This is a genomic window from Geodermatophilus arenarius, assembly GCF_042654585.1.
Lineage (GTDB): Bacteria > Actinomycetota > Actinomycetes > Mycobacteriales > Geodermatophilaceae > Geodermatophilus > Geodermatophilus arenarius.
This window is the reverse complement of sequence record NZ_JBHSGR010000005.1, coordinates 1-24754: the sequence shown is the minus strand read 5'-3', so window position 1 is coordinate 24754 and position 24754 is coordinate 1. Positions and strand designations below refer to the sequence as shown.

Annotated in this window: 19 protein-coding genes; 14 read left to right on the top strand and 5 right to left on the bottom strand. The window is 77.0% G+C overall.

Annotated elements, in window-relative coordinates; all coding sequences use genetic code 11:
- Positions 1 to 16: 16 nt before the first annotated feature.
- The 5 genes from upp (at position 17) to ACFO3M_RS06035 (ending at position 2592) form a co-directional block, all read left to right on the top strand.
- A complete protein-coding gene (gene upp / locus ACFO3M_RS06055) occupies positions 17 to 640 on the top strand; it encodes a uracil phosphoribosyltransferase (RefSeq protein WP_387987549.1) in 624 nt (207 codons plus the stop codon).
- Between the two features lie 2 nt (positions 641 to 642).
- Complete coding sequence (locus tag ACFO3M_RS06050; RefSeq protein ID WP_387987548.1) at positions 643 to 1533, top strand: Gfo/Idh/MocA family protein; 891 nt, start codon at positions 643 to 645, stop codon at positions 1531 to 1533.
- Between the two features lie 114 nt (positions 1534 to 1647).
- Positions 1648 to 2127: a DUF805 domain-containing protein gene (locus ACFO3M_RS06045; protein ID WP_387987546.1), complete on the top strand. Its 480-nt coding sequence runs from the start codon at positions 1648 to 1650 to the stop codon at positions 2125 to 2127.
- A gap of 38 nt (positions 2128 to 2165) precedes the next feature.
- Positions 2166 to 2303, top strand: coding sequence for a hypothetical protein (locus tag ACFO3M_RS06040; protein WP_387987544.1), 138 nt, complete (start codon positions 2166 to 2168; stop codon positions 2301 to 2303).
- A gap of 25 nt (positions 2304 to 2328) precedes the next feature.
- Entirely contained in the window at positions 2329 to 2592 is a 264-nt protein-coding gene (locus ACFO3M_RS06035; RefSeq protein WP_387987542.1) for a hypothetical protein, read from the top strand.
- A gap of 6 nt (positions 2593 to 2598) precedes the next feature.
- Here ACFO3M_RS06035 and ACFO3M_RS06030 read toward each other — a convergent pair whose 3' ends face one another.
- Genes ACFO3M_RS06030 through ACFO3M_RS06020 form a run of 3 tightly spaced genes read right to left on the bottom strand, consistent with a single transcriptional unit; the run spans position 2599 to position 5722 of the window.
- Entirely contained in the window at positions 2599 to 3291 is a 693-nt protein-coding gene (locus ACFO3M_RS06030) for a haloacid dehalogenase type II (protein WP_387987540.1), read from the bottom strand.
- A gap of 2 nt (positions 3292 to 3293) precedes the next feature.
- The gene (locus ACFO3M_RS06025; protein WP_387987538.1) at positions 3294 to 4925 is read right to left on the bottom strand and encodes a phospho-sugar mutase; all 1632 of its coding nucleotides are present in this window, start codon (positions 4923 to 4925) and stop codon (positions 3294 to 3296) included.
- A complete protein-coding gene (locus ACFO3M_RS06020) occupies positions 4922 to 5722 on the bottom strand; it encodes a purine-nucleoside phosphorylase (protein ID WP_387987536.1) in 801 nt (266 codons plus the stop codon). Before ACFO3M_RS06020 ends, ACFO3M_RS06025 begins: the two co-directional genes overlap by 4 nt.
- A gap of 159 nt (positions 5723 to 5881) precedes the next feature.
- Here ACFO3M_RS06020 and ACFO3M_RS06015 point away from each other — a divergent pair, with 159 nt between their 5' ends.
- The gene (locus ACFO3M_RS06015; protein WP_387987534.1) at positions 5882 to 7363 is read left to right on the top strand and encodes a peptidase M16 family protein; all 1482 of its coding nucleotides are present in this window, start codon (positions 5882 to 5884) and stop codon (positions 7361 to 7363) included.
- Between the two features lie 158 nt (positions 7364 to 7521).
- Entirely contained in the window at positions 7522 to 11895 is a 4374-nt protein-coding gene (locus ACFO3M_RS06010; RefSeq protein ID WP_387987532.1) for an nSTAND1 domain-containing NTPase, read from the top strand.
- A 284-nt stretch (positions 11896 to 12179) separates the two neighbouring features.
- On the opposite strand, the gene ACFO3M_RS06005 is transcribed toward ACFO3M_RS06010, so the two are convergent.
- Positions 12180 to 12416, bottom strand: coding sequence for a hypothetical protein (locus ACFO3M_RS06005; RefSeq protein WP_387987530.1), 237 nt, complete (start codon positions 12414 to 12416; stop codon positions 12180 to 12182).
- A 171-nt stretch (positions 12417 to 12587) separates the two neighbouring features.
- Between ACFO3M_RS06005 and ACFO3M_RS06000 the strand changes: the two genes are divergently transcribed.
- Genes ACFO3M_RS06000 through meaB form a run of 5 tightly spaced genes read left to right on the top strand, consistent with a single transcriptional unit; the run spans position 12588 to position 20211 of the window.
- Positions 12588 to 13793, top strand: coding sequence for a glutamate--cysteine ligase (locus ACFO3M_RS06000; protein ID WP_387987528.1), 1206 nt, complete (start codon positions 12588 to 12590; stop codon positions 13791 to 13793).
- On the top strand, positions 13790 to 15049 hold the full coding sequence (locus ACFO3M_RS05995; protein ID WP_387987526.1) for an amidohydrolase: 1260 nt from the start codon (positions 13790 to 13792) through the stop codon (positions 15047 to 15049). The genes ACFO3M_RS06000 and ACFO3M_RS05995 overlap by 4 nt, the downstream gene beginning before the upstream one ends.
- A gap of 40 nt (positions 15050 to 15089) precedes the next feature.
- Positions 15090 to 17003: a methylmalonyl-CoA mutase subunit beta gene (locus ACFO3M_RS05990; RefSeq protein WP_387987524.1), complete on the top strand. Its 1914-nt coding sequence runs from the start codon at positions 15090 to 15092 to the stop codon at positions 17001 to 17003.
- A complete protein-coding gene (gene scpA / locus ACFO3M_RS05985) occupies positions 17000 to 19207 on the top strand; it encodes a methylmalonyl-CoA mutase (protein WP_387987522.1) in 2208 nt (735 codons plus the stop codon). Before ACFO3M_RS05990 ends, scpA begins: the two co-directional genes overlap by 4 nt.
- Positions 19208 to 19221: 14 nt before the next feature.
- Positions 19222 to 20211, top strand: coding sequence for a methylmalonyl Co-A mutase-associated GTPase MeaB (meaB, locus tag ACFO3M_RS05980; protein ID WP_387987520.1), 990 nt, complete (start codon positions 19222 to 19224; stop codon positions 20209 to 20211).
- A 1050-nt stretch (positions 20212 to 21261) separates the two neighbouring features.
- Here the strand turns inward: meaB and ACFO3M_RS05975 are convergent.
- Complete coding sequence (locus ACFO3M_RS05975) at positions 21262 to 21720, bottom strand: gamma-glutamylcyclotransferase family protein (protein ID WP_387987518.1); 459 nt, start codon at positions 21718 to 21720, stop codon at positions 21262 to 21264.
- A gap of 68 nt (positions 21721 to 21788) precedes the next feature.
- On the opposite strand from ACFO3M_RS05975, the gene ACFO3M_RS05970 reads away from it, so the two are divergent.
- Positions 21789 to 23243, top strand: coding sequence for an NAD(P)H-quinone dehydrogenase (locus ACFO3M_RS05970; protein WP_387987843.1), 1455 nt, complete (start codon positions 21789 to 21791; stop codon positions 23241 to 23243).
- 105 nt (positions 23244 to 23348) lie between these two features.
- A partial coding sequence (locus tag ACFO3M_RS05965) for a reprolysin-like metallopeptidase (RefSeq protein ID WP_387987516.1) occupies positions 23349 to 24754 on the top strand: 1406 nt, incomplete at its 3' end.

The following is a 24754-nucleotide window of genomic DNA, read 5'->3' as shown; positions in this document are numbered from 1 at the left end:
CGTTACGGTGGCGCCCGTGCAGCTGACCGTCGTCGACCACCCGCTCGCCCGTGCCCGTCTGTCGCGGATGCGCGACGAGCGGACCGACAACGCCGCCTTCCGGGCGGCGCTGCGGGAGCTGACCCAGATGCTGGTGTACGAGGCCACGCGCGACCTCGCCGTCGCCGAGGAGCCGATCACCACCCCGGTGACGACGACGACCGGTTACCGGCTGGCCGCGCCGCCGCTGATCGTCCCGGTGCTGCGGGCCGGGCTGGGCATGGCCGACACCGCGCACGGGATGCTGCCGGAGTCGCAGATGGGCTTCGTCGGCCTGGCGCGCAACGAGGTGACCTTCCAGCCCGAGGCGTACATGGCCTCGCTGCCGGAGAGCCTGGTCGGCCGGCACGTGTTCGTGCTGGACCCGATGCTGGCCACCGGCGGCTCCCTGGTGCACTGCTGCACGCTGCTCACCGACCGCGGCGCCACCGAGATCACCGTGCTGTGCGCGCTGGCCGCGCCGGTCGGCCTGGAGCGGCTGGAGCAGAGCGGCCTGCCGCTGCGGGTGTTCACCGCCAGCGTCGACGAGGGCCTCAACGAGAAGGCGTACATCGTCCCGGGCCTCGGCGACGCCGGGGACCGCCAGTTCGGCGCGGTCTGACCGTGCGGTTCGCCGTCCTGGGCACCGGTCACTGGGCCCGCACCGTGCACGCGGCGGCGATCGCCGCGCACCCCACCGCGGAGCTCGCCGGGATCTGGGGCCGGGACGCGGGCAAGGCCGCCGAGGTGGGCGCGGAGTTCGACGTCCCCGGTACGGACGACCTCGCGGCGCTGCTGGAGCGGGTCGACGCGGTGTCGGTCGCCGTCCCGCCGGACGTGCAGGTGCCCCTGGCCGAGCAGGCGGCCGCCGCCGGCCGGCACCTGCTGCTGGAGAAGCCGATCGGGCTGACCGTCGACGAGGCCGACCGGGTGGTGACGGCGGTGCGGTCCGCGGGGGTCGCCTCGGTCGTGTTCTTCACCTTCCGGTTCCAGGCGCAGACGACGTCGTGGCTGGCCCAGGCGGGCCGCACCCGGCTGGCCGGCGGCGCCGCCTCGTGGCTGTCGGCGCTGGCCGGGAGCCCGTTCGACTCGGCCTGGCGCCGCCGGTACGGGGCGCTGTGGGACATCGGCCCGCACGCGCTGTCGCTGCTGGTGCCGGCGCTGGGCCCGGTGGTGTCGGTGCAGGCGGGCGCGGGCGCCGGCGACACCGTGCACCTGGTCCTCCAGCACGCCACCCCCGGGGTGGCCTCGACCGTCACGCTGTCGCACACGGTGGCGCCGCTGGCCACCGGCATCGAGTTCTCCGTCCACGGCGACGCCGGGCGGCTGGTGCTCCTGCCCGACACCGAGAGCCCGGTCGCGTCGCTGACGGCGGCGGTCGACGAGCTCACCGCGGCGGCGGTCACCGGCGGCACGCACCCCTGCGACGTCGGCTTCGGCCGCGAGGTCGTCGTCGTGCTGGCCGCCGCCGAGCGGGCGCTGGCCTCGGGCTGCCGGGAGGACGTCCCCGCCTGAGCCCGACTTGCGGCGCGGCCTCCAGTCGCGCGCAAGGGCCGGACAAGCACCGGCCGACACCGTCTCCCCCGACGACAGGGAGCCCCGGCACCCGGGGCCGGACAGGGAGACGACATGAGCGAGTACCCGTACCTCGGCCACGACCGCGCGAACCCGCAGGCTTCCTCGCACGGCAGCTGGTACGTGCGGCGCGGCCGGATCGACCGGCGCACCTACTGGCTGCACTACGCGCTGCCGCTGTGGGCGGCGAGCGTCGCGGCGGTCTGGGCCGACATCGCCCTGGGGACCGCCTGGTACACGGCCGGCTACGAGTCCTACGGCTACTACTCCTACAGCGCCGACGTCAGCTTCTCGGGCGGGCCGATCACCCTGCTGGTCTCGCTGGCGCTGTTCGCGCCCTCGATCAGCGCGGCGGTGACCCGGCTGCACGACACCGGCCGCTCGGGCTGGTTCCTGCTGTGGGGCCTGGTCCCGGTCGCCGGCGCGATCGTCCTGCTCGTGGTGCTCGGCTTCTCGGCGGGCGAGCCCGGCCGCAACCAGTACGACGGGACCCCGTACCCGGTCCGGCGGGAGCCGCGGCTCGCGACCCGGTGACACCGGTTGACCGGACGGGCCGGCCCGGAGGGGTGCGGATGACCTCCTCCCGGCCGGCTGCCGCCGCGGCCGCCCTGGCCGACCCCGCGCGGCGCCGGCGGGCGCTGCCGGTGGGGGAGAGCTGGACCCTCGAGTGGTCCCCGCCGCAGGCCCGCCCGGGGCGACGCCGCAGGTGAGGGACCCGTCCGGCACACTCCGGGCGTGATCATCGTGCTGGTCGGGGCGGTCGTGCTGGCGCCGGTCGTCGTCATGGCCGACCTCCGCCGCTGGCGCCCCCTGCCGGTGCTGCTGTGGCTGCTCGGCACCGCCGCCGTGGTGCTGTGGGTCGAGACCCGCGACGCCGCCGGGGAGCAGCGGGGCCTGCTCACCGGGATCGGCTGGCTGGTCCTCGGAGTGCTCTGCGGAGGGGGTTCCGTGGCCGCGGGGCGGCGCGGTGCCGGCACCCGGCCCCGGCACGGGGACTGACGGGCTTCAGCAGCCGAGCGCGCCGGCCAGCTCCTCGAGCGAGGACACCGACAGGTCGGCGCCGGGGTCGCGCTCCGGCGGCACGCGCGTCCCGCCGAACTCGTCGGGCCGGTGCACGTACGCCGTCCGGAGGCCGCGGGCGCGCGCCGCGGCCAGGTCGTCGACGTGCGCGGCCACCACGAGCACCGCCGACGGCGGCAGCGCGAGCAGCCGCGCCGCCGCGTCGTAGACCTCCGGGTCGGGCTTGTAGCGGCCGACGACCTCGGCGCCGAGCACGAGGTCCCAGGGCAGCCCGGCCCGCCGCGCCAGGTCCACCTGCAGCCGCACCCCGCCGTTGGACAGCGGCGCCAGCACGAACCGCCGCCGCAGCCGGGTCAGGCCCGGCACCGCGTCCGGCCACGGGTCGAGCCGGTGCCAGGCCAGCACCAGCTCGGCGGCGACGTCGTCGGGGACGGGGCCCGCGCCCACCTCGGCCAGCGCCTCCGGCAGCGACTCGCGGTGCAGCACGTCGAGCGGGACGAACGGCCGCCCGCCGGAGCGCACCTCCTCCATGGACGGCCGGTACCGCGCCCGCCAGGCGTCGGCGAACGCGTGCGCGTCGACGTCCGGGCCGAGGAGCCGGGCCGCCTCCCGGGCCACGCCGGCGCGCCAGTCCACGACCGTGCCGAACACGTCGAAGGCCAGCGCGCCGACGTCCACGGCTACAGCCCCAGCGCGTGCGCCATCTCGCCGCGCAGCTGGTCGAGCTCGTCCGCGCCGCGGCCGCGGGCGGCGATGACCCCGGCGTCGTCGTGCACCGGGACCACCGTCTCCAGGTACGCCTTGAGCTTGGGCTCGGTGCCGCTGGGCCGGACCACCACGCGGACGCCGTCGCCGAGCAGCCGCACGGCGTCGACCGGCGGGTCCTCGGCCAGCAGGTCGGTGGCGGTGACCTCGCGGCCGAGCAGCCGGGCCGGCGGGTCGGCGCGCAGCCGCTCCATGGCGTCGGAGATCAGCGACAGGTCCTCCACCCGCACCGACAGCTGGCCGGTGGCGAACAGCCCGTGCTCGCGGGCCAGCTCGTCGAGCCGGTCGACCAGGGTGCGGCCGGTCTGCCCCAGCTCGGCGGCCAGCAGCGCGACGGCGAGGGCGGCGGAGATGCCGTCCTTGTCGCGGGCCACCTCCGGGGTGACCGCGTAGCCCAGGGCCTCCTCGTAGCCGAACACCAGCGGCTCGGCGTCGGTGCCGGCGCGGATGATCCACTTGAAGCCGGTCGGCGTCTCGGCGAACCGCACGCCGTGCGCCTCCGCGAGCGCGGCCAGCAGCGAGCCGCTGACCAGCGAGGCCGCGTAGGTGCCGCGCACGCCGCGGCGCAGCAGCCAGTCGGCGAGCAGCGCGCCCACCTCGTCGCCGGTGAGCTGCCGGCCGTCGCACACCACCGAGCAGCGGTCGGCGTCGGGGTCCTCGGCGATGGCGACGTCGGCGCCGCAGCGGTCGGCCAGCGCGAGCAGCAGGTCGACCGCGCCGGGCTCCTCCGGGTTGGGGAAGGCGACCGTCGGGAACGCCGGGTCGGGGGCGTCCTGCTCGGGGACGCTGACCGGCGGGGCGAACCCGGCGGCGGCGAACACCGCCCGCGTGGTGGCCGCGCCGACGCCGTGCATCGCGGTGTAGGCCACGGTGAGGCCGGCCCGCGCGGCGGCGTCCACCCGCTCGGGCTGCAGCGCCCGCACGACGGCGGCCACGTACCCGGCCTCGACGTCGTCGCCGAGGGTCGTCCACGCGTCGGAGGTGGGCACCTCGCCCGCCGGGCCGACGGCGGCGATCGCGGCCTCGATCTCCCGGTCGGCCGGCGGCACGAGCTGGGCGCCGTCGGCGAGGTAGACCTTGTAGCCGTTGTCCTGCGGCGGGTTGTGGCTGGCGGTGACCATCACGCCGGCGACGCAGCCCAGCGACCGGACCGCCGACGAGAGCACCGGCGTGGGCAGCGGCCGCGGCAGCACCGAGACGGCGAACCCGGCGGCCGACAGCACCGCGGCGGTGACCCGGGCGAACTCGTCGGAGCGGCGCCGGGCGTCGAACCCGACGACGACGGCCCCGCCGCCGTGCCCGTGCGCGGTCAGCCAGGCGCCCAGCCCGGCGGCCGCCCGGGTGACGACGGCGGCGTTCATGCCGGCCGGCCCGGCGCGCAGCGGCCCGCGCAGCCCGGCGGTGCCGAAGGTCAGCGGCCCGGCGAAGCGGCGCTCGAGCTCGGCGGTGTCCCCGGCGGCGACCAGGGCCTCGATCTCGGCGCGGTCGCCGGGGTGCGGGTCGGCCGCGGCCCAGGCCCGGGCGGCGTCCACGACCGAGCCGGTCACGGCAGGCGCCCGATGAACTCGACCAGGAACTCGCCGAGCCGCCCGGCCGCCGCCCTGCCCGCGGCGAGCACCTCCTCGTGGTCCAGCTTCTCGCCGGTGATGCCGGCCGCGGCGTTGGTGACCATCGACAGCCCCAGCACCTCCATCCCGGCGGCGCGGGCGGCGATCGCCTCGAGCGCCGTGGACATGCCCACCAGGTCGGCGCCGAGGCCGCGCAGCATGCGGATCTCGGCCGGCGTCTCGTAGTGCGGGCCGGGCAGCGCGGCGTAGACGCCCTCGGTGAGGTCCGGGTCGAGGGAGCGGGCCAGCTCGCGCAGCCGCGCGGAGTACAGGTCGGTGAGGTCGACGAACGTGGCGCCGACCAGCGGCGAGCGGGCGGTGAGGTTGAGGTGGTCGCTGATGAGGACCGCCTGGCCGACCCGGTGGTCGGGCGCCAGCCCGCCGGCGGCGTTGGTGAGGACGACGGTGCGCACGCCGGCCGCGGCGGCGGTGCGGATCCCGTGCACCACCGGCTCGACGCCGCGGCCCTCGTAGAGGTGCGTGCGGCCGAGGAAGAGCAGCACCCGCCGGTCGCCGACGCGCACCGACCGCACCTGCCCGCCGTGCCCGACGGCCGTGGGGGCGGCGAAGCCGGGCAGCTCGCCGATGGCGACGGAGGCCGCGGGCTCGCCGAAGGCGTCGGCCGCGGGGGCCCAGCCCGAGCCCATGACGACGGCGACGTCGTGGCCGTTCCCCAGGGCTGCGGTCAGGTCGGCGGCGGCGGTGGCGGCCAGGGCCGCGGGATCGGGTGCGCTCACCGGGCGACGCTAACCCAGCGCCGTCGCGGCGACCCCGGTCGACGTCCCCGCCGGCCGAGGCGGTCACCGGGGACGCGGCCGCCGTCGAACCACTCGTCCCAGTCGTCCCCGGCCGCGTGTCGGCCGGGGACGACGGGCCGGCTCCCGGACCATGGCTCGGTGCAGCGAACGGTCATCGACGGCGTCCCGGTGTTCACCGCCGGCGGGCGGGAGCGGACGACGGCGGCCCTGGTGTTCGGCGTCGGCCTGCGCGACGAGACGTTCTCGACCATCGAGGTCACCCACCTCGTCGAGCACCTGGCCATGGCCGCGCTCCCGCGCACGCACCTGCGCTGCAACGCCGTCACCGACGTCGACAGCACCGCCTTCTTCGCCACCGGCCGCCCGGACGCCGTCGCCGCCTTCCTCGAGGGCGTCTGCCGCGCCCTGGCCGACCTGCCCACCGAGCGCCTGGCCGCCGAGGCCGGCGTGCTGCAGGCCGAGGGCTGCGGCACCGGCTCCTCCACGGTCAGCGCGCTGTGGGCCGCGCGCTACGGCCTGACCGGCCCGGGCCTGACCGTGTCGGCGGGGCCGGGCCCGGAGTACCTGACCGAGGAGACCGTCCGGGCGCACGCCGCCCGCTGGTTCGTCCGCTCCAACGCCGCGGTGTGGTGCCACGGCCCGCTGCCCGAGGGCCTGCGGCTGCCGCTGCCCGACGGGCCGCGCCCGGTACGCCGGGTGCCGGCGCCGCGCCCGCAGGACGGGCCGGTCTGGACGCACACCGACGCCCCCGGCGTCGGGCTGCTGCTGGCCACCGACACCCCCGGCGACCCCGCGCTGGCGGTTGGCGTCGACGTGCTCGAGGACCGGCTGCGCGAGCGGGCGCGGCACGGCCGCGGGCTGTCCTACGGCGTCGACTCCCTCACCCTCGACCTCGCGCCCGGCCGGCGCGAGGTGGCGGTCGTGGTCGACGCCCGGACCGGCCGCGGCGCCGAGGTCGCCGGGCTGCTGTGGGAGACGTTCGCCGGGCTGTGCGCCGACGGGCCGGACGCCGCGGAGGTCGCGCACGCCGTCGCGGGACTGGAGGCCGAGCTCGACGACGAGGACGCCGTCGGCACGGAGCTGGCCGACGCCGCCTACTGCGCGGCCACCGGCCTGCCGTTCCGCCCGGCCGCGGACACCCTCGCCGCCTGGCGCGCGGTGACGCCGGCGCGGGTGACCGCGGCGCTGCGCCGCGCCGCGGCCACCGCCGTCCTCGGCGTCCCCGACACCGCGGCCTGGGACGGCCCGGCCGGCGTCGCCCGCCGCCCGCTGTGCGGCACCCTCCCGGAGCTGCCGGCCGGCACGGTGTTCCGCCCGCCGCTGCTGCGCCGGCTGCTCGACCCGGCCGCGCGGGTGGCCCTGGTCGTCTCCGACGACGGCCTCGCCCACACCGACGCCGACGGCGACGTGCACGGCATCCCGTGGTCGCGGGTCGAGGCCGTGGTGCCCACCGACGACGGCCGCGGCGTCTCCGTCGTCGGCCGCGACCTGTGCGGTGTGCGCGTCCACCCCGACCTGTACGGGCGCCGCGCCGTCGCGGCGGTCACCGGCCGGGTGCCGCCCGCCGCGCTGCTGCCGCGGCCGCGGACCCCGGAGCCGGACACCGTCCCCGTCGGCTGACCCCTCGTCACCCTCCGCCGCCACGCGCCGACGTGGCGCCCGGGGCCGCGCCGGCCGGACGGCGGCGGGGACGGCCCGGGACCGGTCGTCCCTACCGTGACCCGGTGCGGATCGCGGTTCTCGGACCGTTGGAGGTCCGGGGGGACGACGGGACGCCGGTGGCGGTACCCGGGGCCAAGGAACGCCTGCTGCTCGCCGTCCTCGCCGCCGGAGCGCCCGCCGTCGTCCCCACCGACCGCATCGTCGAGGAGCTCTGGGACGGCGACCCGCCCGCCTCCGCCCGCAAGTCGCTGCAGGCGCACCTCGTGCGGCTGCGCAGCGCCCTGGAGCCGGACCGTCCCCGCGGCTCCACGGGCCGGCACGTCGTCCGCCGCGGACCCGGCTACGCGCTGGCAGTCGAGCGGGACGACCTCGACGCCCTGGCCCTGGGCGACCTCGCGACCCGCGGCCGGGCCGCCCTCGCCGCGGGGGACCCGGCCGCGGCGGCGGAGCTGCTCGGCGCGGCCCTGCACCTGTGGCGCGGCGACCCGTACGCCGACTGGCCGGACGCGCCCTTCGCCGAGGCCGAGCGCCGCCGGCTGACCGAGCTCCGCGACGGTGCCCTGACCGCGTGCACCGAGGCCCGGCTGGCGCTGGGGGAGGCCGCCGCGCTCGTCCCGGACCTGGAGCGGCTGGTCACCGAGCAGCCGCTGCGCGAGGAGTGGTGGCGGCTGCTGGTGCTGGCCCTGTACCGCGCGGGGCGGCAGGCGGACGCCCTCGGTGCCGCGCGCCGGGCGCGGTCGGTGCTCGCCGAGGAGCTCGGGGCGGATCCGGGGCCGGCGCTGCGCGCGGCGGAGGCCGCCGTCCTCGCCCAGGACCCCGCGCTCGACCCGGTCCCGGTCCCGGTGCCCGCGCCGGCGTCCGGGGCCTGCCCGTACATGGGGCTGCGGGCCTACCGGGCGGAGGACGCCCCGCTGTTCGCGGGGCGTGAGCGGGTGGTCGCCACGCTGGCGGCCCGGCTGGTGGACGCGCCGCTGCTGGCCGTGTCGGGGCCCAGCGGGGCGGGGAAGTCGTCCGTGGTCCGCGCGGGACTGGTGCCCGCCCTCGCTGCCGGGGCGCTGCCCGGCAGCGCCGGCTGGCAGCCCGTCGTCCTGCTGCCCGGCCGTCGTCCGGTGGACGCGCTCGCGGACCTGACGGGTGAGGACCCGCCGTCGCGCCCGGTGCTGCTGGTCTGCGACCAGTTCGAGGAGCTGTGGGCGGCCGGGGTCGACCCGGCGGAGCGGACGGCGTTCCTCGACGCCGTCCTCGCGCTGCTGGACGACGGGTTCGTGGCCCGCTGCGTGGTCGTCGTCCGCGGGGACGCCGTCGGCCGGCTGGCCGAGCACCCCGGGCTCGTCGACCGGCTCGGGCCGGCTCTGGTCCTGGTGCCGCCCATGACCGACCCCGAGCTGCGGGCCGTCGTCCGCGATCCGGCGGCGGCGGTGGGGCTGCGGGTGGAGGACGACCTGGTGGACGCCGTGGTGGCCGACGGGCTGGGCCGGCCCGGGGCGCTGCCGCTGCTGTCGACGGCGCTGGTCGGCACCTGGGAGCGACGCCGCGGGGACCTGCTGACCCTGGCCGGCTACGTGGCCGCCGGCGGGGTCGCCGGCGCGCTGGCGCGCTCCGCCGAGGCCGCGTACGCCGCGCTCGACGAGCCGGCCCGCGAGCTCGCCCGCCGGCTGTTCGTCCGGCTGGCCGACGTCGACGACGCCGGCGCGCTGGTCCGGCGGCCGCTGCCCACCGCGGACCTGGGGCCGGATGGGCCGCGCCGCGCCGTCGCGGAGGAGTTCCTGGCCCGGCGCCTGCTGTCGGTCGACGCCGACCGGCTGGAGGTCACCCACGAGGCGCTGCTGACGGCGTGGCCGCGGCTGGTGCGCTGGCTGGAGGAGGACGCCGCCGGGCGAGCCGTCCGCCGGCACCTCACCCCGGCCGCGCGGGAGTGGGACGCCGCCGGGCGCCCGGACGACGAGCTCTACCGCGGCGCCCGGCTGACCGCGGCGCTGGACTGGGCGACCGGCGCCGGGGACGAGCCCACCCCGGTCGAGCAGGCGTTCCTCGCGGCGTCCCGCGCGCACGCCGAGCGCGACCTGGCCGACGCCCGGGAGCAGGCCCGGCTCGAGGTCCGCCGACGCCGGCGCACCCGCCGGCTGGCGGTCGGCCTCGCCGCGGCACTGGCCGCCGCCCTCGTCGTGGCGGTGGTCGCGGTGCGCGCCGAGCAGGACGCCGAGGCCCGGGAGACCGAGGCGCGGCAGGCCGCGCTCGTGGCCGACGCGAACCGGCTGGCCACGCTCTCGACCCGGGCCGGGCCGCTGGACCTCTCCCTCCTCCTGGCCGCGCAGGCCGTCCGGCTCGCCGAGACCCCCGACACCCAGGACCGCCTCCTCACCACCCTCGTCGAGCACCGCCGCGTCGCACGTGTGCTCCCCGTCCCCGGCGGGCTCACCGACGCGGTGGTGACGGGCGGGGCGACGCTGCTGCTCCAGGGGTCCGACTGGACGGCGTGGTCGCCGGGTGACCCCGGTCCCCGGGTGGTCCGCGAGGGCGGCGCCTGGTGGGGCACGACCGCGGTGGCCGGTTCGCCGACCGAGGAGGTGGTCGCCGGAGCGGGATGGGACTTCGACCGCCGGGAGGCATGGCTGCGGCTGCTGGACACCGCGGGTGAGGACCGGCTGCTGGCGGGCGCGGCGCTGGGCGGGTTCCCCGCCGCGGTCGCCTTCACCCCCGACGGCGGGCGCATCCGGGTGGTCGTGGCGCGGCTGGACCCCGAGGTGCCGGCCGGTGCCCGCTGGTGGGTGGTCGAGGTCGACCGGGTGAGCGGCCGGATCACCGACCTGGGGATCGGCGGGGCGACGGTCCCGGACACCGACCTGCGCGGTGACCTCGGCCGCGACGGCGCCACGTTGGTCACCTGGGCGGACGGTCCGGGCGGTCCCGCCACCCTCAGCGACCTCACCACCGGGCGCCAGGCGGTGCTGCAGGTCCCGTCCCGGCCGGCGGACGGCGTCGGCTTCCGCGCGCTGCCTTCGGGGGCCGCGCAGCTCTGGTCCGACGGCGCGGTCACGCTCCACGGCCCGGACGGCGCGGTCCGCCAGGTGCTCGACGCCCACCGGGGTGGCGTATTCGACGTCGAGCAGTCCCCGGACGGCTCCTGGGCGGTGACCGTGGGCGGTGACCCGGGGGTCCTGCTGTGGGACGTCGACCCCGTCACTGGTCTGTGGACCCAGCGGGAGGTGCTCAGCGGCCACGCGGAGGTCGTCGAGCAGGCGGAGATCGCCCCGGCCGGGGACCGGCTGTTCACCGCGGCGCCGGAGGACACGGTGGTCGCCTGGGACGTCCGCCCGAGCGGCGGGTTCGGGCAGCCGTACCCCGACGTCCCGGGATGGTGGGTGGCGGGCCGCCCGGAGGTCGTGGAACCCGGCCGCCTCGCCGTCGTGCCGGTGCGGCGGGCGTCGGCCGGCGGAGGCGGGACGGTGCTGGATCCGCCCGCCGACACCCGGGAGGTCGGTGCGGCGTTCCTCGACCCCGTCACCGGCCGCGTGCTCGACGTGGTCCCCGTGGGCGAGCTGCCGTCACTGCCCGGCTTCTCCTACTCGTGGCCGTCCGTGGCCTCCGCACCGCCGGTCTCCGTCGCGGTGGGCCCCGACCGTCGCCGGGTCGCCGTCACCAGCGGGCTGGCGACCACGGTGGTCGACGCGCGGACCCGGCGCGTCCTGAGGACCATCCGGCTCCCGGCGACCGGCGAGCTCGACGCCCACGGGGGCCCCCTGCCCGCCGCGGTGGTGTCCTGCGTCGAGTGGGTGCCCGACGGCGCGGACCTCCTCCTGTGCTCGCGGGCGGGCGGGACGTTCGAGGACGTGCCGGGCCTCGCGGTCGTCGACGCCACCACCGGCCGCGTGCGGAGCCGCTCGGACTCGGGCAGCGACGCGCGGGTGTCGGCCGTCGGTCCCGGGCACCGCCTGCTGGCCCTGTCGAGCGAGTCCCGGCCCGTCGTGCGGATCCTGGACCGCCGGACCCTCGTGCCGCTCGGCGTGGTGCTGCTGCGCGCCACGGACCGGGTCGAGGACATGGCCTTCAGCCCGGACGGCCGCCGCCTGGTGGTGGTGGGCGCCGAGGGGGTGGTGCAGGTGGTCGACACCGCACGCCGGGTCCCGGTCGGGCAGCCGGCCCGCGTCGGGGTCCCCCTGCTGCAGGCGGACTGGCTCCCCGACGGCCGGACCGTGGCGGTGTCGGCCATCGACGGGACGGTCTCCCTCGTGGACGCCGAGCGGGGGCTGCTGCGCGGTCCGCCACTGCCCGTGTCCACCGGGCCGGCCGAGAGCCCCCTGCACCTGGTGACGGACGGGGACGAGCTGATCGCCCTGAGCGGGGAGAGCCCGGGCCGGCGTTACCTGCTCGACCCGGAGGAGTGGCTGACCGCGGTGTGCGCGATGGCCGGACGGGACCTGACCCCGGCCGAGTGGGAGCAGTACCTGCCTGGCCGGGGCTGGCAGCGGACGTGCACCGACCTCCTCTGACCGGGGGCAGGGAGGTCGGCGGCGGGGTCAGCACTCGGCGCGCGGGACCAGGACGGCGACGAGGGGGAGTCCCGTCCACGGTCGGTGCGGGGGAGCCGCCATCGGTTCCCCCGTGAGCTCGGACCGGGACACCAGACGCAGGCAGTGCGTCGTGCCGGGGTGGCCCTCGAGGAGGACCGCACTGGCGGGGCCCCGACGGCGAGCAGGCCGGCGGTGAGGAGCGGGGTGGGGACGCCGAGCACGGTGGCCCGGCGGCAGGGTGTCGTGGACACCGGACGTCTCCTTCAGCCTTCGGCGCCGGCGCACGCGGGCAGTGCAAGGAGGTGGCGCTCGTAGGCGTCGGAGAACAGGGTCTGGTCGCCGGGGCCCTGGCCCGGCCAGTCCTGGACGCCCTCCAGCAGCGCGCTGCAGGACGGGGTCCGGTCGTCGCCGGCGGGCGGGTCGGCGAGGGCCGCGGACGGCACGAGGGCGACGACTCCTGCCGCGAGGACGGTGTACGCGGAGCGGGTGCGGACGGACATCGCGGGGACCTCCCGGTGCGGTGCCGGGCGTCTCCCGGCGAGGGCACCAGCGGACCGGGAGGCGGTTGCGGTCGGACCTCCGCCGGCTGTGGTCCGGTTGCGGTGCACGCCGACGAGGGATCCGCGCTGTTCAGGGGGTGCGGGAGCGCCGTCCTCCCTATCCTCGGCAGCGTGCAGATCCCGTTCTCCTCCTCGGAACGCTCCAGCCTGGGTGTGGAGTGGGAGCTGCAGCTCGTGGACCGGGAGAGCCGGGAGCTCACCGCCGGGGCGACGGAGATCCTCGAGGAGATCCGCCCCGACGGCGCCGAGGAGCACCCCAAGGCCAAGCACGAGCTGCTGCAGTCGACCGTCGAGGTCATCACCGGCGTGTGCACCACCGTCGAGGAGGCCACCGCCGACCTCGCCGGCACGGTCGCCGAGGTGGCCGCCGCCGCCGACCGCCGCGGCCTGGGCCTGCTGTGCGCCGGCACCCACCCGTTCACCGACTGGCAGACCCAGCTGATCTCGCCCAAGGAGCGGTACCTGCACCTGGTCGAGCGGATGCAGTGGCTGGCCCGGCGGCTGCAGATCTTCGGGGTCCACGTGCACGTCGGCGTCCGCTCGCCGGACAAGGCGATGCCGATCGTCAACGCGCTCACCCAGTACGTGCCGCACTTCCTCGCGCTGTCGGCGTCCTCGCCGTTCTGGGTCGGCTGCGACACCGGGCTGGCCTCGGCGCGCAGCAAGGTCTTCGAGGCCATGCCGACGGCGGGGCTGCCCACCCAGCTGCCCGACTGGGCCGGCTTCGAGACCTACATGGAGACGCTGATCTCCACCGGGGCCATCGAGAGCGTGCGCGAGGTGTGGTGGGACATCCGCCCGCACCCGGGCTTCGGCACCGTGGAGCTGCGCATCTGCGACGGCCTGCCCACGCTCGAGGAGGTCGGCGTCGTCGCGGCGCTGTCGCAGTGCCTGGTCGAGCAGTTCGACACCCAGCTCGACCGCGGCTACACGCTGCCCACCCCGCCGAGCTGGGTGGTGAAGGAGAACAAGTGGCGCGCGGCCCGCTGGGGCCTGGACGCCGACGTGGTGGTGGACGAGAAGGGAACGGTGCGCCCGGTGCGGCAGGCGCTGCTCGACCTCGCCGAGGAGCTGGGCCCGACGGCGAAGCGGCTGGGCTGCGAGGCGGAGCTCGCGGGCGTCGAGCGGGTGCTCGCCGTCGGCGCCTCCTACCAGCGGCAGCGGGCCGCGGCGCTGGCGTCCGGCGGTGACCTGCGCGCCGTCGTCGACGGGCTGCTCGCCGAGCTCCGGGACGGCCTGCCCACCTCCGGGCCGGCCGCCGGCCCCGACGGTCCCGTCCCCGGCCCGGCGGCGTGCGCCGGCGGCCACGCCGCATGACCCGGACCCCCGAGGAACTGGCCGCCGGGCTCGACGCGTGGGTGGCCGACCGCAACGACTCCCTGGTCGGCGTGCGCCGGCACCTGCACATGCACCCCGAGCTGGCCTTCGCCGAGGTGGAGACGACGGCGTTCCTCGAGCAGCGGCTCGCCGGCGCCGGGCTCGCGCCGCGCCGGCTGCCCAGCGGGACCGGGCTGGTGGTGGAGGTCGGGTCCGGCGACCCGACGGTGGTGCTGCGCGCCGACATCGACGCGCTGCCGCTGGCCGACCTCAAGGACGTCCCCTACGCCTCCACCCGCGAGGGCATGTGCCACGCCTGCGGCCACGACGTGCACACCACCGTGCTGCTCGGCGCCACGCTGGCGCTGGCCGCGCTGGACGACCTGCCGGGCACGGTGCGCTGCGTGTTCCAGCCGGCCGAGGAGACCGTCCCCGGCGGCGCGACGCACGTGGTGGCGGCCGGCGTCCTCGACGGCGCGTCCCGGGCGTTCGCGCTGCACTGCGACCCGGCGATCCCGGCGGGCACCGTCGGCCTGCGCACCGGCTCGATCACCGCCGCCTGCGACCGCATCGACGTCACGCTCACCGGCCCCGGCGGGCACACCGCCCGCCCGCAGCTGACCGTGGACCTGGTCGACGCCCTCGGCCGCCTGGTCACCGGGCTGCCCGGGCTGCTGTCGCGCAAGGTCGACCCGCGGGCCGGGTTCTCGCTGGTGTGGGGCGCGGTCAACGCCGGGGTCGCGGCCAACGCCATCCCGCAGCGGGGCACCCTGCGCGGCACCGTGCGGGTGCTCGACCGCGACGAGTGGCAGCGCGCCGAGGGGCTGCTGCGCGGGCTGGTCGAGCAGGTGGTGGCGCCCACCGGCGCCGGCGTCGAGGTGGAGTACGTGCCCGGCGTGCCGCCGGTGGTCAACGACCCGCGCGCGGTGGCGCTGCTGCGCACCGCGGCGCTGCAGACCGTCGGCAGCGAGAACCTGCGCCAGTCGCCGCAGAGCATGGGTGGGGAGGACTTCGGCTGGTTCGCCGACGTGCTGCCGATCGCGCTGGCCCGCCTGGGCACCCACGGCGGCGGCGCGCCTCTGGACCTGCACCGCGGCACCTTCGACGTCGACGAGCGGGCCATCGGGGTCGGCATCCGGCTGATGGTGCGCACCGCGCTGCAGGCGCTGACCGCCGCCGCCGGGACGTCGGGGTCGGCCGCCGGGGCGCCCGGTCCGGGCCACCCCGCGCGTCCACGGTCGGGGGAGCGCCGGTAGAACCTTCCCCGACCGAGCATCCGATGCGGGGAGTTCACCGATGAGCGCCACCGACACCGCGACGCCCGGCGAGGACGAGGTCCCCGCCGAGCACGAGGTGCCCGACGAGCTGTCCCTCGCCGGCGACTTCCCGCCGGTCGGCCGCGAGCAGTGGCGCGAGCTGGTGGCCGGGGTCCTGCGCAAGGCGGGCCGCGAGGAGCTGCCCGACCCGGTCGAGGACGCGCTGCGCCGCACGGTGGCCACCGGCGTCAGCGTCGCGCCGCTCTACACCGCCGACGACGCCGGCGACCTCCCGACGGCGGTCGGTGTGCCCGGCCTGCCGCCGTTCGTCCGCGGCGCCCGCGCCGGCTCCTCGCCCGACAGCGGCGTGCCCGCGGGCTGGGACGTCCGGCAGCGGCACGCCCACCCCGACGTCGCGGTCACGCGGGAGGCGGTCGCCGCCGACCTGGAGAACGGCGTCACCTCGCTGTGGCTGCACCTCGGCGAGGGCGCGGTGCCCGTGGACGCCCTCGGCGACGTGCTCGCCGACGTCTACCTCGACCTCGCGCCGGTCGCCGTCTCCGGCGGGCTCCCGGCCGCCGAGGCGCTGCTGGCGCTGGCCGGCGACCGCATCGACCTGGCGCCCGGCGGCTCGCTGGGTCTCGACCCGCTCGGCGACCAGGCCGCCTCGGGGGAGGAGCAGGACCTCGCCGTCCTGGCCGACGTCGCCCGGCGGACCCCCGCGGGCTGGCGCACCGTCGTCGTCGACGCGACCGTGTACGCCGACGCCGGCGCGACCGCCGTCGAGGAGCTCGGCTGCTCGCTGGCCGCCGGGGTGGCCTACCTGCGGGCGCTCACCGACGGCGGGCTGGCCGTGGACGAGGCGTTCGAGCGCATCGAGTTCCGCTACTCCGCCCCGGCCGACCAGTTCACGACGATCGCCGCGCTGCGCGCCGCCCGCCGGCTGTGGGACCGGGTCGGCGAGGTCAGCGGCGCGTCGGAGGCGGCCCGGGCGCAGCGCCAGCACGCGGTGACGTCGTCGGTGATGACGACGAGGCGCGACCCCTGGGTGAACATGCTGCGCACCACCGTCGCCTGCTTCGCCGCGGGCGTGGGCGGGGCCGACGTCGTCACCGTGCAGCCCTTCGACGCCGCGCTCGGCCTGCCAGACGCCTTCTCCCGGCGGATCGCGCGCAACACCCAGAGCCTGCTGGTCGAGGAGGGGCACCTGGCCCGCGTGCTCGACCCGGCCGGCGGCTCCTGGTACGTCGAGGCGCTCACCGAGGACCTCGCGCAGGCCGCGTGGGCCTGGTTCACCGAGGTCGAGCGGGCCGGCGGGTTGGCCGCGGCGCTGGCCTCGGGGCTGGTCCGCGACCGGCTGGCCGCCGCCTGGGACGTCCGCGCGAAGCGGCTGGCGACGCGCAGCGACGCGATCACCGGCGTCAGCGAGTTCCCCGACCTGACCGAGAAGCTGCCCGAGCGGCAGCCGGCGGCCGACCTGCACCCCACCGGCGGGCTGCCCCGGGTGCGGGCCGCGCAGGAGTACGAGGAGCTGCGCGACCGCGCCGACGCCGCCGGCCGGCGGCCGCAGGTGTACCTCGCCACCATCGGACCGATCGCGCGGCACACCGCGCGGGCCTCCTTCGCCGGCAACCTGTTCCAGGCCGGCGGCGTGGCCACCCCGGCCGCCGACGGCGCGTCCGGGTTCGCCGACGCCGGGACGACGGTCGCCTGCATCTGCGGCACCGACGCCGACTACGCGGAGGCCGCCGCCGCGCTGGCCGCCGAGCTGCGGGCCGCCGGCGCGGAGCACGTGTGGCTGGCCGGGAAGCCCTCGCTCGGGGTGGACGGCGTGGACGGGTACGTGTACGCCGGGTGTGACGCACTCGAGGTGCTCAGGACCGTGCACGGGCAACTCGGCTTGACGGCAGAGACGGCCGTCTCTGCCGCTTCCTCGGAGGAGGAGCGGGCATGAGCGGGATCCCCGACTTCGGCGGCGTCGAGCTGGGCCGCCCGGCGGCGCACGCCGGTGCCGACGACTGGGCCAAGGCGTTCGAGGAGGCGACCGGGCGCGGCGTGGAGGAGGCGACCTGGGAGACCCCCGAGGGCATCGCCGTCCCGCCGCTGGCCACCCCGGCCGACCTGGCCGGGCTGGACTTCCTGCAGACCTACCCCGGCCTGCCGCCCTACCTGCGCGGGCCCTACCCGACCATGTACACGACCCAGCCGTGGACGGTCCGCCAGTACGCGGGCTTCTCCACCGCGGCGGAGTCCAACGCCTTCTACCGGCGCAACCTCGCCGCCGGGCAGAAGGGCCTGTCGGTCGCCTTCGACCTGCCCACCCACCGCGGCTACGACTCCGACCACCCGCGGGTGGTCGGCGACGTCGGGATGGCCGGGGTGGCGATCGACTCGATCCTGGACATGCGGCAGCTGTTCGACGGCATCCCGCTGGACCGGATGAGCGTCTCGATGACCATGAACGGCGCCGTGCTGCCGGTGCTGGCGCTCTACGTCCTCGCCGCCGAGGAGCAGGGGGTGAGGCCGGACCAGCTCACGGGGACCATCCAGAACGACATCCTCAAGGAGTTCATGGTCCGCAACACCTACATCTACCCGCCGAAGCCGTCGATGCAGATCATCAGCGACATCTTCGCCTTCACCTCGGCGGAGATGCCGCGCTTCAACTCGATCTCCATCTCCGGCTACCACATCCAGGAGGCCGGGGCGACGGCCGACCTGGAGCTGGCCTACACCCTCGCCGACGGCGTCGAGTACCTGGGCGCGGGCAAGGCCGCGGGCCTGGACATCGACGCGTTCGCGCCGCGGCTGTCGTTCTTCTGGGCCATCGGCATGAACTTCTTCATGGAGGTCGCCAAGCTCCGCGCCGGGCGGCTGCTGTGGGCGCGGCTGGTGAAGGAGGCCGGCGCGCAGAAGGACAAGTCGCTGTCGTTGCGCACCCACTCGCAGACCTCGGGCTGGTCGCTGACCGCGCAGGACGTCTACAACAACGTCGTCCGCACCTGCCTGGAGGCGATGGCCGCCACCCAGGGGCACACCCAGTCGCTGCACACCAACGCCCTCGACGAGGCGCTGGCGCTGCCCACCGACTTCTCCGCGCGGATCGCCCGCAACACCCAGCTGCTGCTGCAGCAGGAGTCGGGGACGACGCGGGTGATCGACCCGTGGGGCGGCTCGGCGTACGTGGAGAAGCTGACCTACGACCTGGCCCGCCGCGCCTGGGCGCACATCCAGGAGGTCGCCGAGCACGGCGGCATGGCGCAGGCCATCGACGACGGCATCCCGAAGCTGCGCATCGAGGAGGCCGCCGCCCGCACGCAGGCGCGCATCGACTCCGGCCGCCAGCCGGTGATCGGCGTCAACAAGTACCGGGTCGAGGCCGACGAGGCGATCGAGGTGCTGCGCGTCGACAACGCCGACGTGCTCGCCCAGCAGAAGGCGAAGCTCGCCGAGCTCCGGGCGTCCCGGGACGACTCCGCCGTGCGCGACGCGCTGCGCCGGCTCACCGACGCCGCCCGCGCCGCGGCGGAGGGACGGCGCGGGCGCGACCTCGACTCCAACCTGCTCAAGCTCGCCGTCGACGCGGCGCGGGCCAAGGCGACCGTCGGGGAGATCTCCGACGCGCTCGAGGAGGTCTACGGGCGGCACTCCGGTCAGGTGCGCACCATCTCCGGTGTGTACCGCGACGAGGCCGGCCGCTCGGGGCCGCTCGAGGAGACCCGCCGGATGACCGAGGCGTTCGAGGAGGCGGAGGGACGGCGCCCCCGCATCCTGGTCGCCAAGATGGGCCAGGACGGCCACGACCGCGGCCAGAAGGTGATCGCCACCGCGTTCGCCGACCTCGGCTTCGACGTCGACGTCGGTCCGCTGTTCCAGACGCCGGAGGAGGTCGCGCGGCAGGCGGTCGAGGCCGACGTGCACGTCGTCGGCGTCTCGTCGCTGGCCGCCGGGCACCTGACGCTGGTGCCGGCGCTGCGCGACGCGCTGGCCGAGCTCGGGGCCGACGACGTCCTGGTCGTGGTCGGCGGGGTCATCCCGCCCGACGACGTGCCGCGGCTCGAGGAGATGGGCGCGGCCGCGGTGTTCCCGCCGGGCACGGTCATCGCCGAGGCGGCGCAGGAGCTGCTGCGGACGCTGTCCCAGCGCCTCGGTCACTAGGGAATGGGCCACTGATGCCCGCACCGGACGTCCCCGCGCTCGTCGAGGGGGTGCTGGGCGGCGACCGCCGGTCGCTGGCGCGGGCGATCACGCTGGTCGAGTCCCGCCGCGCCGACCACCGCGAGCGGGCGCAGGAGCTGCTGGTCGAGCTCCTGCCGCACGCGGGGGACGCCCGGCGGGTCGGCATCTCCGGCGTGCCCGGGGTGGGGAAGTCGACGTTCATCGACCAGCTCGGCGTCGACCTCACCGCTGCCGGGCACCGGGTGGCGGTGCTGGCGGTCGACCCGTCGTCGGCGCGCTCGGGCGGGTCGATCCTGGGCGACAAGACCCGGATGGCGCGGCTGGCCGTCGACCGGAACGCCTTCATCCGTCCCGCGCCGACCGCGGGGACGCTCGGCGGGGTCGCGCAGGCGACGCGGGAGTCGATGGTGGTCGTCGAGGCGGCCGGCTACGACGTCGTGCTGGTGGAGACCGTCGGCGTCGGGCAGTCGGAGGTCACCGTCGCGGAGATGGTCGACTCGTTCCTGTTCCTGACGCTGGCCCGCACCGGCGACCAGCTGCAGGGGATCAAGCGCGGCATCCTCGAGCTCGCCGACGTCATCGCCGTCAACAAGGCCGACGGGCCGGCCGCCGCCGACGCGCGCAAGGCCGCCCGGGAGCTGGCCGGGGCGATCCGGATGCTGCGCGGGCACTCCGAGTGGGACGTGCCGGTGCTGACCTGCGCGGGGCTCACCGGCGAGGGGCTGGCCGAGGTGTGGGCCAAGCTGGTCGAGCACCAGGACCGGGCGCGGGCCTCGGGGGCGTTCGACGAGCGTCGCCGGGCGCAGCAGGTGCGCTGGACCTGGCAGCTCGTGCGCGACGGGCTCGAGCACCGGCTGCGCGCACACCCCGCCGTCCGGTCGTCGGCGCCGGAGCTGGAGAAGGCCGTGCTGGCCGGTGAGCTCACCCCGGCCCTGGCCGCCCGGCAGATCCTGGAGACCTTCCTCGGCACCCCGGACGCCTGAGAGTCCCCGCCCCCGCGATCATGGAGCGCCGGTGGCGACACGTCGCCGATGCCTGGTGTGTCGCCACCGCAGCTCCATGATCGCGGGCGGTCCACAGTCGGGCGGGCGGTCCACAGCCGGGCGGGCGTCCACAGCCGGTCCGCGGCGGCGCCCGGCGGCGCCGTCCGCCCGAGGGTCGCGGCGTGGACTTCGCGCTGTACCGGACGATCGCGCCAGGGTGGCGTCTCCACAGTCACGCAGGCCCGCGAGGGGCTGACCGAGTGGGAGGTCCGGCGACTGGTCGACTCCGGGCGCTGGCGGCGCACCCGCTGGCGCGGCGTGCTGGCCGACGCCGAGCTGCCGGACTCCCTCGGGTCGCAGGTGCGCGCGGCCGCGCTGGTGGTGGGCGCCGACCTGGTCGCGTGCCACTCGACAGCCGCGGCGCTGTGGGGCTTCGACGTCCTCGGCGACGACACGCTGCACTTCCTCGGCCCGCCGTCCGTGGCGAACCGGAGCCGCCCGGGCATCCGGGTGCACCCGTCGGTCCTCGGAACCGACGACGCGGTGCTCCTCGACGGCGTCTGGTGCACGCCGCCGGCGCGGACCGCCTGCGACGTGGTTCGCGCGACCGCGCCGATCGACGGGCTGGCGACGCTCGACGCGGCGCTGGGCACGAGGGAGTGCACCCGGGCGGAGCTGGCCGCGGAGGTCGAGCGGCAGCGCGGACTGCGCGAGGTCGTCCGGCTGCGGCGTCTCGTCCCCCACGCGAACGGGCTGGCCGAGTCGCCGAGTACGACGGGCACGCGGCGCACACGACGCCGGAGCAGCTGCGCGACGACCGGCGCCGGCACAACGGCATCACCGAGCGCGGCTGGACCCTGCTGCACGTCACGGCTGCGGACGTCCACCGCGAGCACCGGCGGATGGTCGCCGAGGTGGCGCGGGCCCTCCGGCTGCCCGTCCGGCGGTGATCACGGAGTTCCGGTGGCGACACACCGGACGGCGACGGCGTGTCGCCACGCGGACTCCGTGATCGCGGGGGAACCGGCCGCGAGGGTGCGGCAGAAGTGGTCAGAAGGTGGAGCGGCAGTCGCGGGCGCGGAGCTCGGCGAGGTAGTCGTCGGGTGCACCGGCGGCCTCGGCGGCGTCGGCGATCGCGCCCAGGTGCCGCGCCGAGGGCAGCCCGCCCTCGAAGGCGTCCAGCGCGTAGACGTAGGCGACGACGTCGCCGCCGAGGGTGTGCACCCGCAGGTTGAGCTTGCGGTAGAGCCCGCGGTCGGCGCCCTCCCAGGCGTCGAGCTCGCGCTCGTCGGCGGGCGTGAGGTCGTAGAGGGCGACGAACACGCCGGGCGCCTCGCGGTCCTCGGCGGGCACGAGGGTGGCCAGCGCGCCCTCCCAGCCGTACTCCTCGCCGCCGAAGGCGAGCCGCCAGCCGCGGATCCAGCCGGTGCCGACGTGCGGTGAGGACGGGCAGCGGCGCAGCATCTGCTCGGGGTCCATGTTGGACCCGTACGCGGCGTAGAGACCCATCGCCGACCGAGCCTACGGCCGCTGTGGCCCGCGCGACCCCGTGAGCCTGCCGACACCGCCCGCCCGGGCTGGGAGGATGGACGGCGAACCCCCGGTCCACGACGCAGGAGACCCGCATGACCCGCATCGTCATCATCGGCGGCGGCCCGGCCGGCTACGAGGCCGCGCTGGTGGCCGCCTCTCTCGGTGCGCAGGTCACCGTCGTGGAACGCGACGGCCTGGGGGGCGCCAGCGTCCTCACCGACTGCGTGCCCTCGAAGACCTTCATCGCCGCCGCGGGCACCATGACGTCGGTCCGGGACTCCAGCGTCCTCGGCCTGCGCGGCGCCGACCTGGCCACCGTCGGCCTCGACCTCGCCACCGTCAACGCCCGCGTCAAGGGCCTGGCCGTCGCGCAGTCGGCCGACATCCACGCCCGGCTCGAGGCCGAGGGCGTGCGCCTCGTCTCCGGGCAGGGCCGGCTCGCCGACGACGTCCGGGGGCTGGTCGAGCACCGCGTCGAGGTCCTCGACCGCGACGGCGGGGTGCGGGAGACGCTGGAGTGCGACGTCGTCCTCATCGCCACCGGCGCCGACCCACGCGTGCTGCCCGGCAGCGAGCCCGACGGTGAGCGGATCCTCGACTGGCGCCAGCTCTACGACCTCGACGAGATGCCGGAGCACCTCGTCGTCGTCGGCTCCGGTGTCACCGGCGCGGAGTTCGCCTCCGGCTACCTGGAGGCCGGCGTGCCGGTCACCCTCGTCTCCTCCCGCGACCAGGTGCTGCCCGGCGAGGACGCCGACGCCGCCGACGTCATCGCCGAGGTCTTCCAGGCCCGCGGCGGGCGGATCGCCGAGCGCGGCCGCGCCGCGTCCGTGACGCGCACCGAGAAGGGCGTGCTGGTCGAGCTCACCGACGGGCGCACCGTCGAGGGCTCGCACGCGCTGATGACCGTCGGGACCGTGCCGAACACCGCCGGCCTGAACCTCGAGGCGTGCGGCGTGGAGCTGCGCGAGTCCGGCCACGTCGTCGTCGACCGGGTGTCGCGCACCAACGTGCCCGGCATCTACGCCGCCGGTGACGTCACGGGCGTCTTCCAGCTCGCCAGCGTCGCGGCCATGCAGGGCCGGATCGCCATGTGGCACGCGCTCGGCGAGGCGGTGCAGCCGATCCGGCTCAAGACGGTGGCCGCCAACGTGTTCACCCACCCGGAGATCGCCACGGTCGGCGTGCAGGAGAAGACGCTGCCCGAGGGCCACGACCTCGACGTCGTCCGGCTGCCGCTGGCCACCAACGCTCGGGCGAAGATGAGCGACCTGCACGCCGGGTTCGTGAAGCTGTTCGCCCGCAAGGCCACCGGCGTCGTCGTCGGCGGGGTGGTCGTGTCGCCCGGCGCCAGCGAGCTGATCCTGCCGATCGCGCTCGCGGTCACCAAGGGCCTGACCGTGAGCGACCTCGCGCACACCTTCGCCATCTACCCGTCGCTGTCGGGCTCGATCACCGAGGCCGGCCGGAGGCTGATGGGGGCCGACGCGCTGGCGTGACGCCCGTGACGGCCGGGGCGCGCGGGACGGGGCCGTCGCGGCGCCTGTGACGGGTGGGGTCCCGGGTGGTGCACCTGGGACGCCGGCCCGCCGATGCCGGGAGGGATGCACGCCTCCCGAGTCCTGTCGCGGTCCCTCCCGCGCGCCATCGCCCTCGCCGGCGCCGTCGTCGCGCTGTGCACCGGGCCGGTGGCCGTGGCGCAGGCCGACGCCGGTGCCACCACCGTGGTCGGGGAGCTCGTGCAGGCCTGGCCGGAGACCTCGCTCGAGGGCCAGCACGCGGGGGAGTCGCACGAGCAGCCGCTGACCTTCGTCGAGGGCGCCGATGGCACCTCGGTGCGCGTGCCGACCGACGCGGTCGCCGGCATCGACGTCGGCAGCACCGTCGAGGTGACCGTCGGCGGCACCGCCGACGACGAGGCCGCCGAGGACGGCTACGAGCCGGCGCTCGAGGTGCTCGACACGCAGGTCGTGCGCACCGCGCGGGCGGCGACCACGGTCCCGGCCGGCTCGGTCACCAACCAGGTGACCGTCGCGATGGTCGCGCCCGCCGGCGGTACCCCGGACGGCACCGCGCTCGCGGACGTCGTCGACACGGTCAACGGCGACGTCGCGGCCTTCTGGGCGCAGCAGACCGGCGGCGCGGTGACCGTCGGGGTCACCGCCGCCCACGACTGGATGACCACCGCCGCCGGCTGCGCCGACCCCACCGCGCTGTGGGACGAGGTCGCCGCGCGTGTCGGCTTCCAGGCCGGCCCCGGCCGGCACCTGCTGCTCTACGTCAGCAGCCGGCCGCAGGACCTGCCCGGTTGCTCCTACGCCCTGGGGCAGGTCGGTACGGGTCCCGCCTCGGGCGGGCGGCTCTACGTCCGCGACGACCTGGCCTCGGTCGTCGCCCACGAGCTCGGCCACAACTTCGGCCTGGGCCACTCGAGCGCCCTGCAGTGCGACGGCACCGTCGAGACCGGCGCCTGCCGCACCGCCGCCTACCGCGACTTCTACGACGTCATGGGCGTCTCCTGGGACCGGATCGGCGCGCTCACCGCCGCCCAGGCCGACCGGCTCGGCGTGCTCCCGGCCGCGGCCGTGCAGACCGCAGGCGACGGGACGACGACGGCCACCCTCGCGCCCCTCGGCGGCGGTACCGGCACCCGGGCGCTGCGCCTGACCGACGCCGCCGGCACCGACTACTGGCTGGAGTACCGCACCGCCGTCGGCCGCGACGCGTGGCTGACCTCGGACAACCGCTACCGGCTCGACAGCGGCGTGCTGCTGCACCGCGCCGGCGGGATGCCGGACACCTCGCTGCTGCTCGACGGCAGCCCGTCGGCCGCGGCCGGCTGGGAGACGGACCTGCAGACGGCGCTGGTGCCGGGCGTGCCGGTCGCCGTCGCCGGCGGCGCGCTGACCGTCACCCTGGACGCGGTCACCCCGGCCGGCGCCACGGTGACCGTCGTCCGCACCCCCGCAGCGGCCGCCGTCCCGGCCCCCGCCCCGGCCGCCCCGGCGCC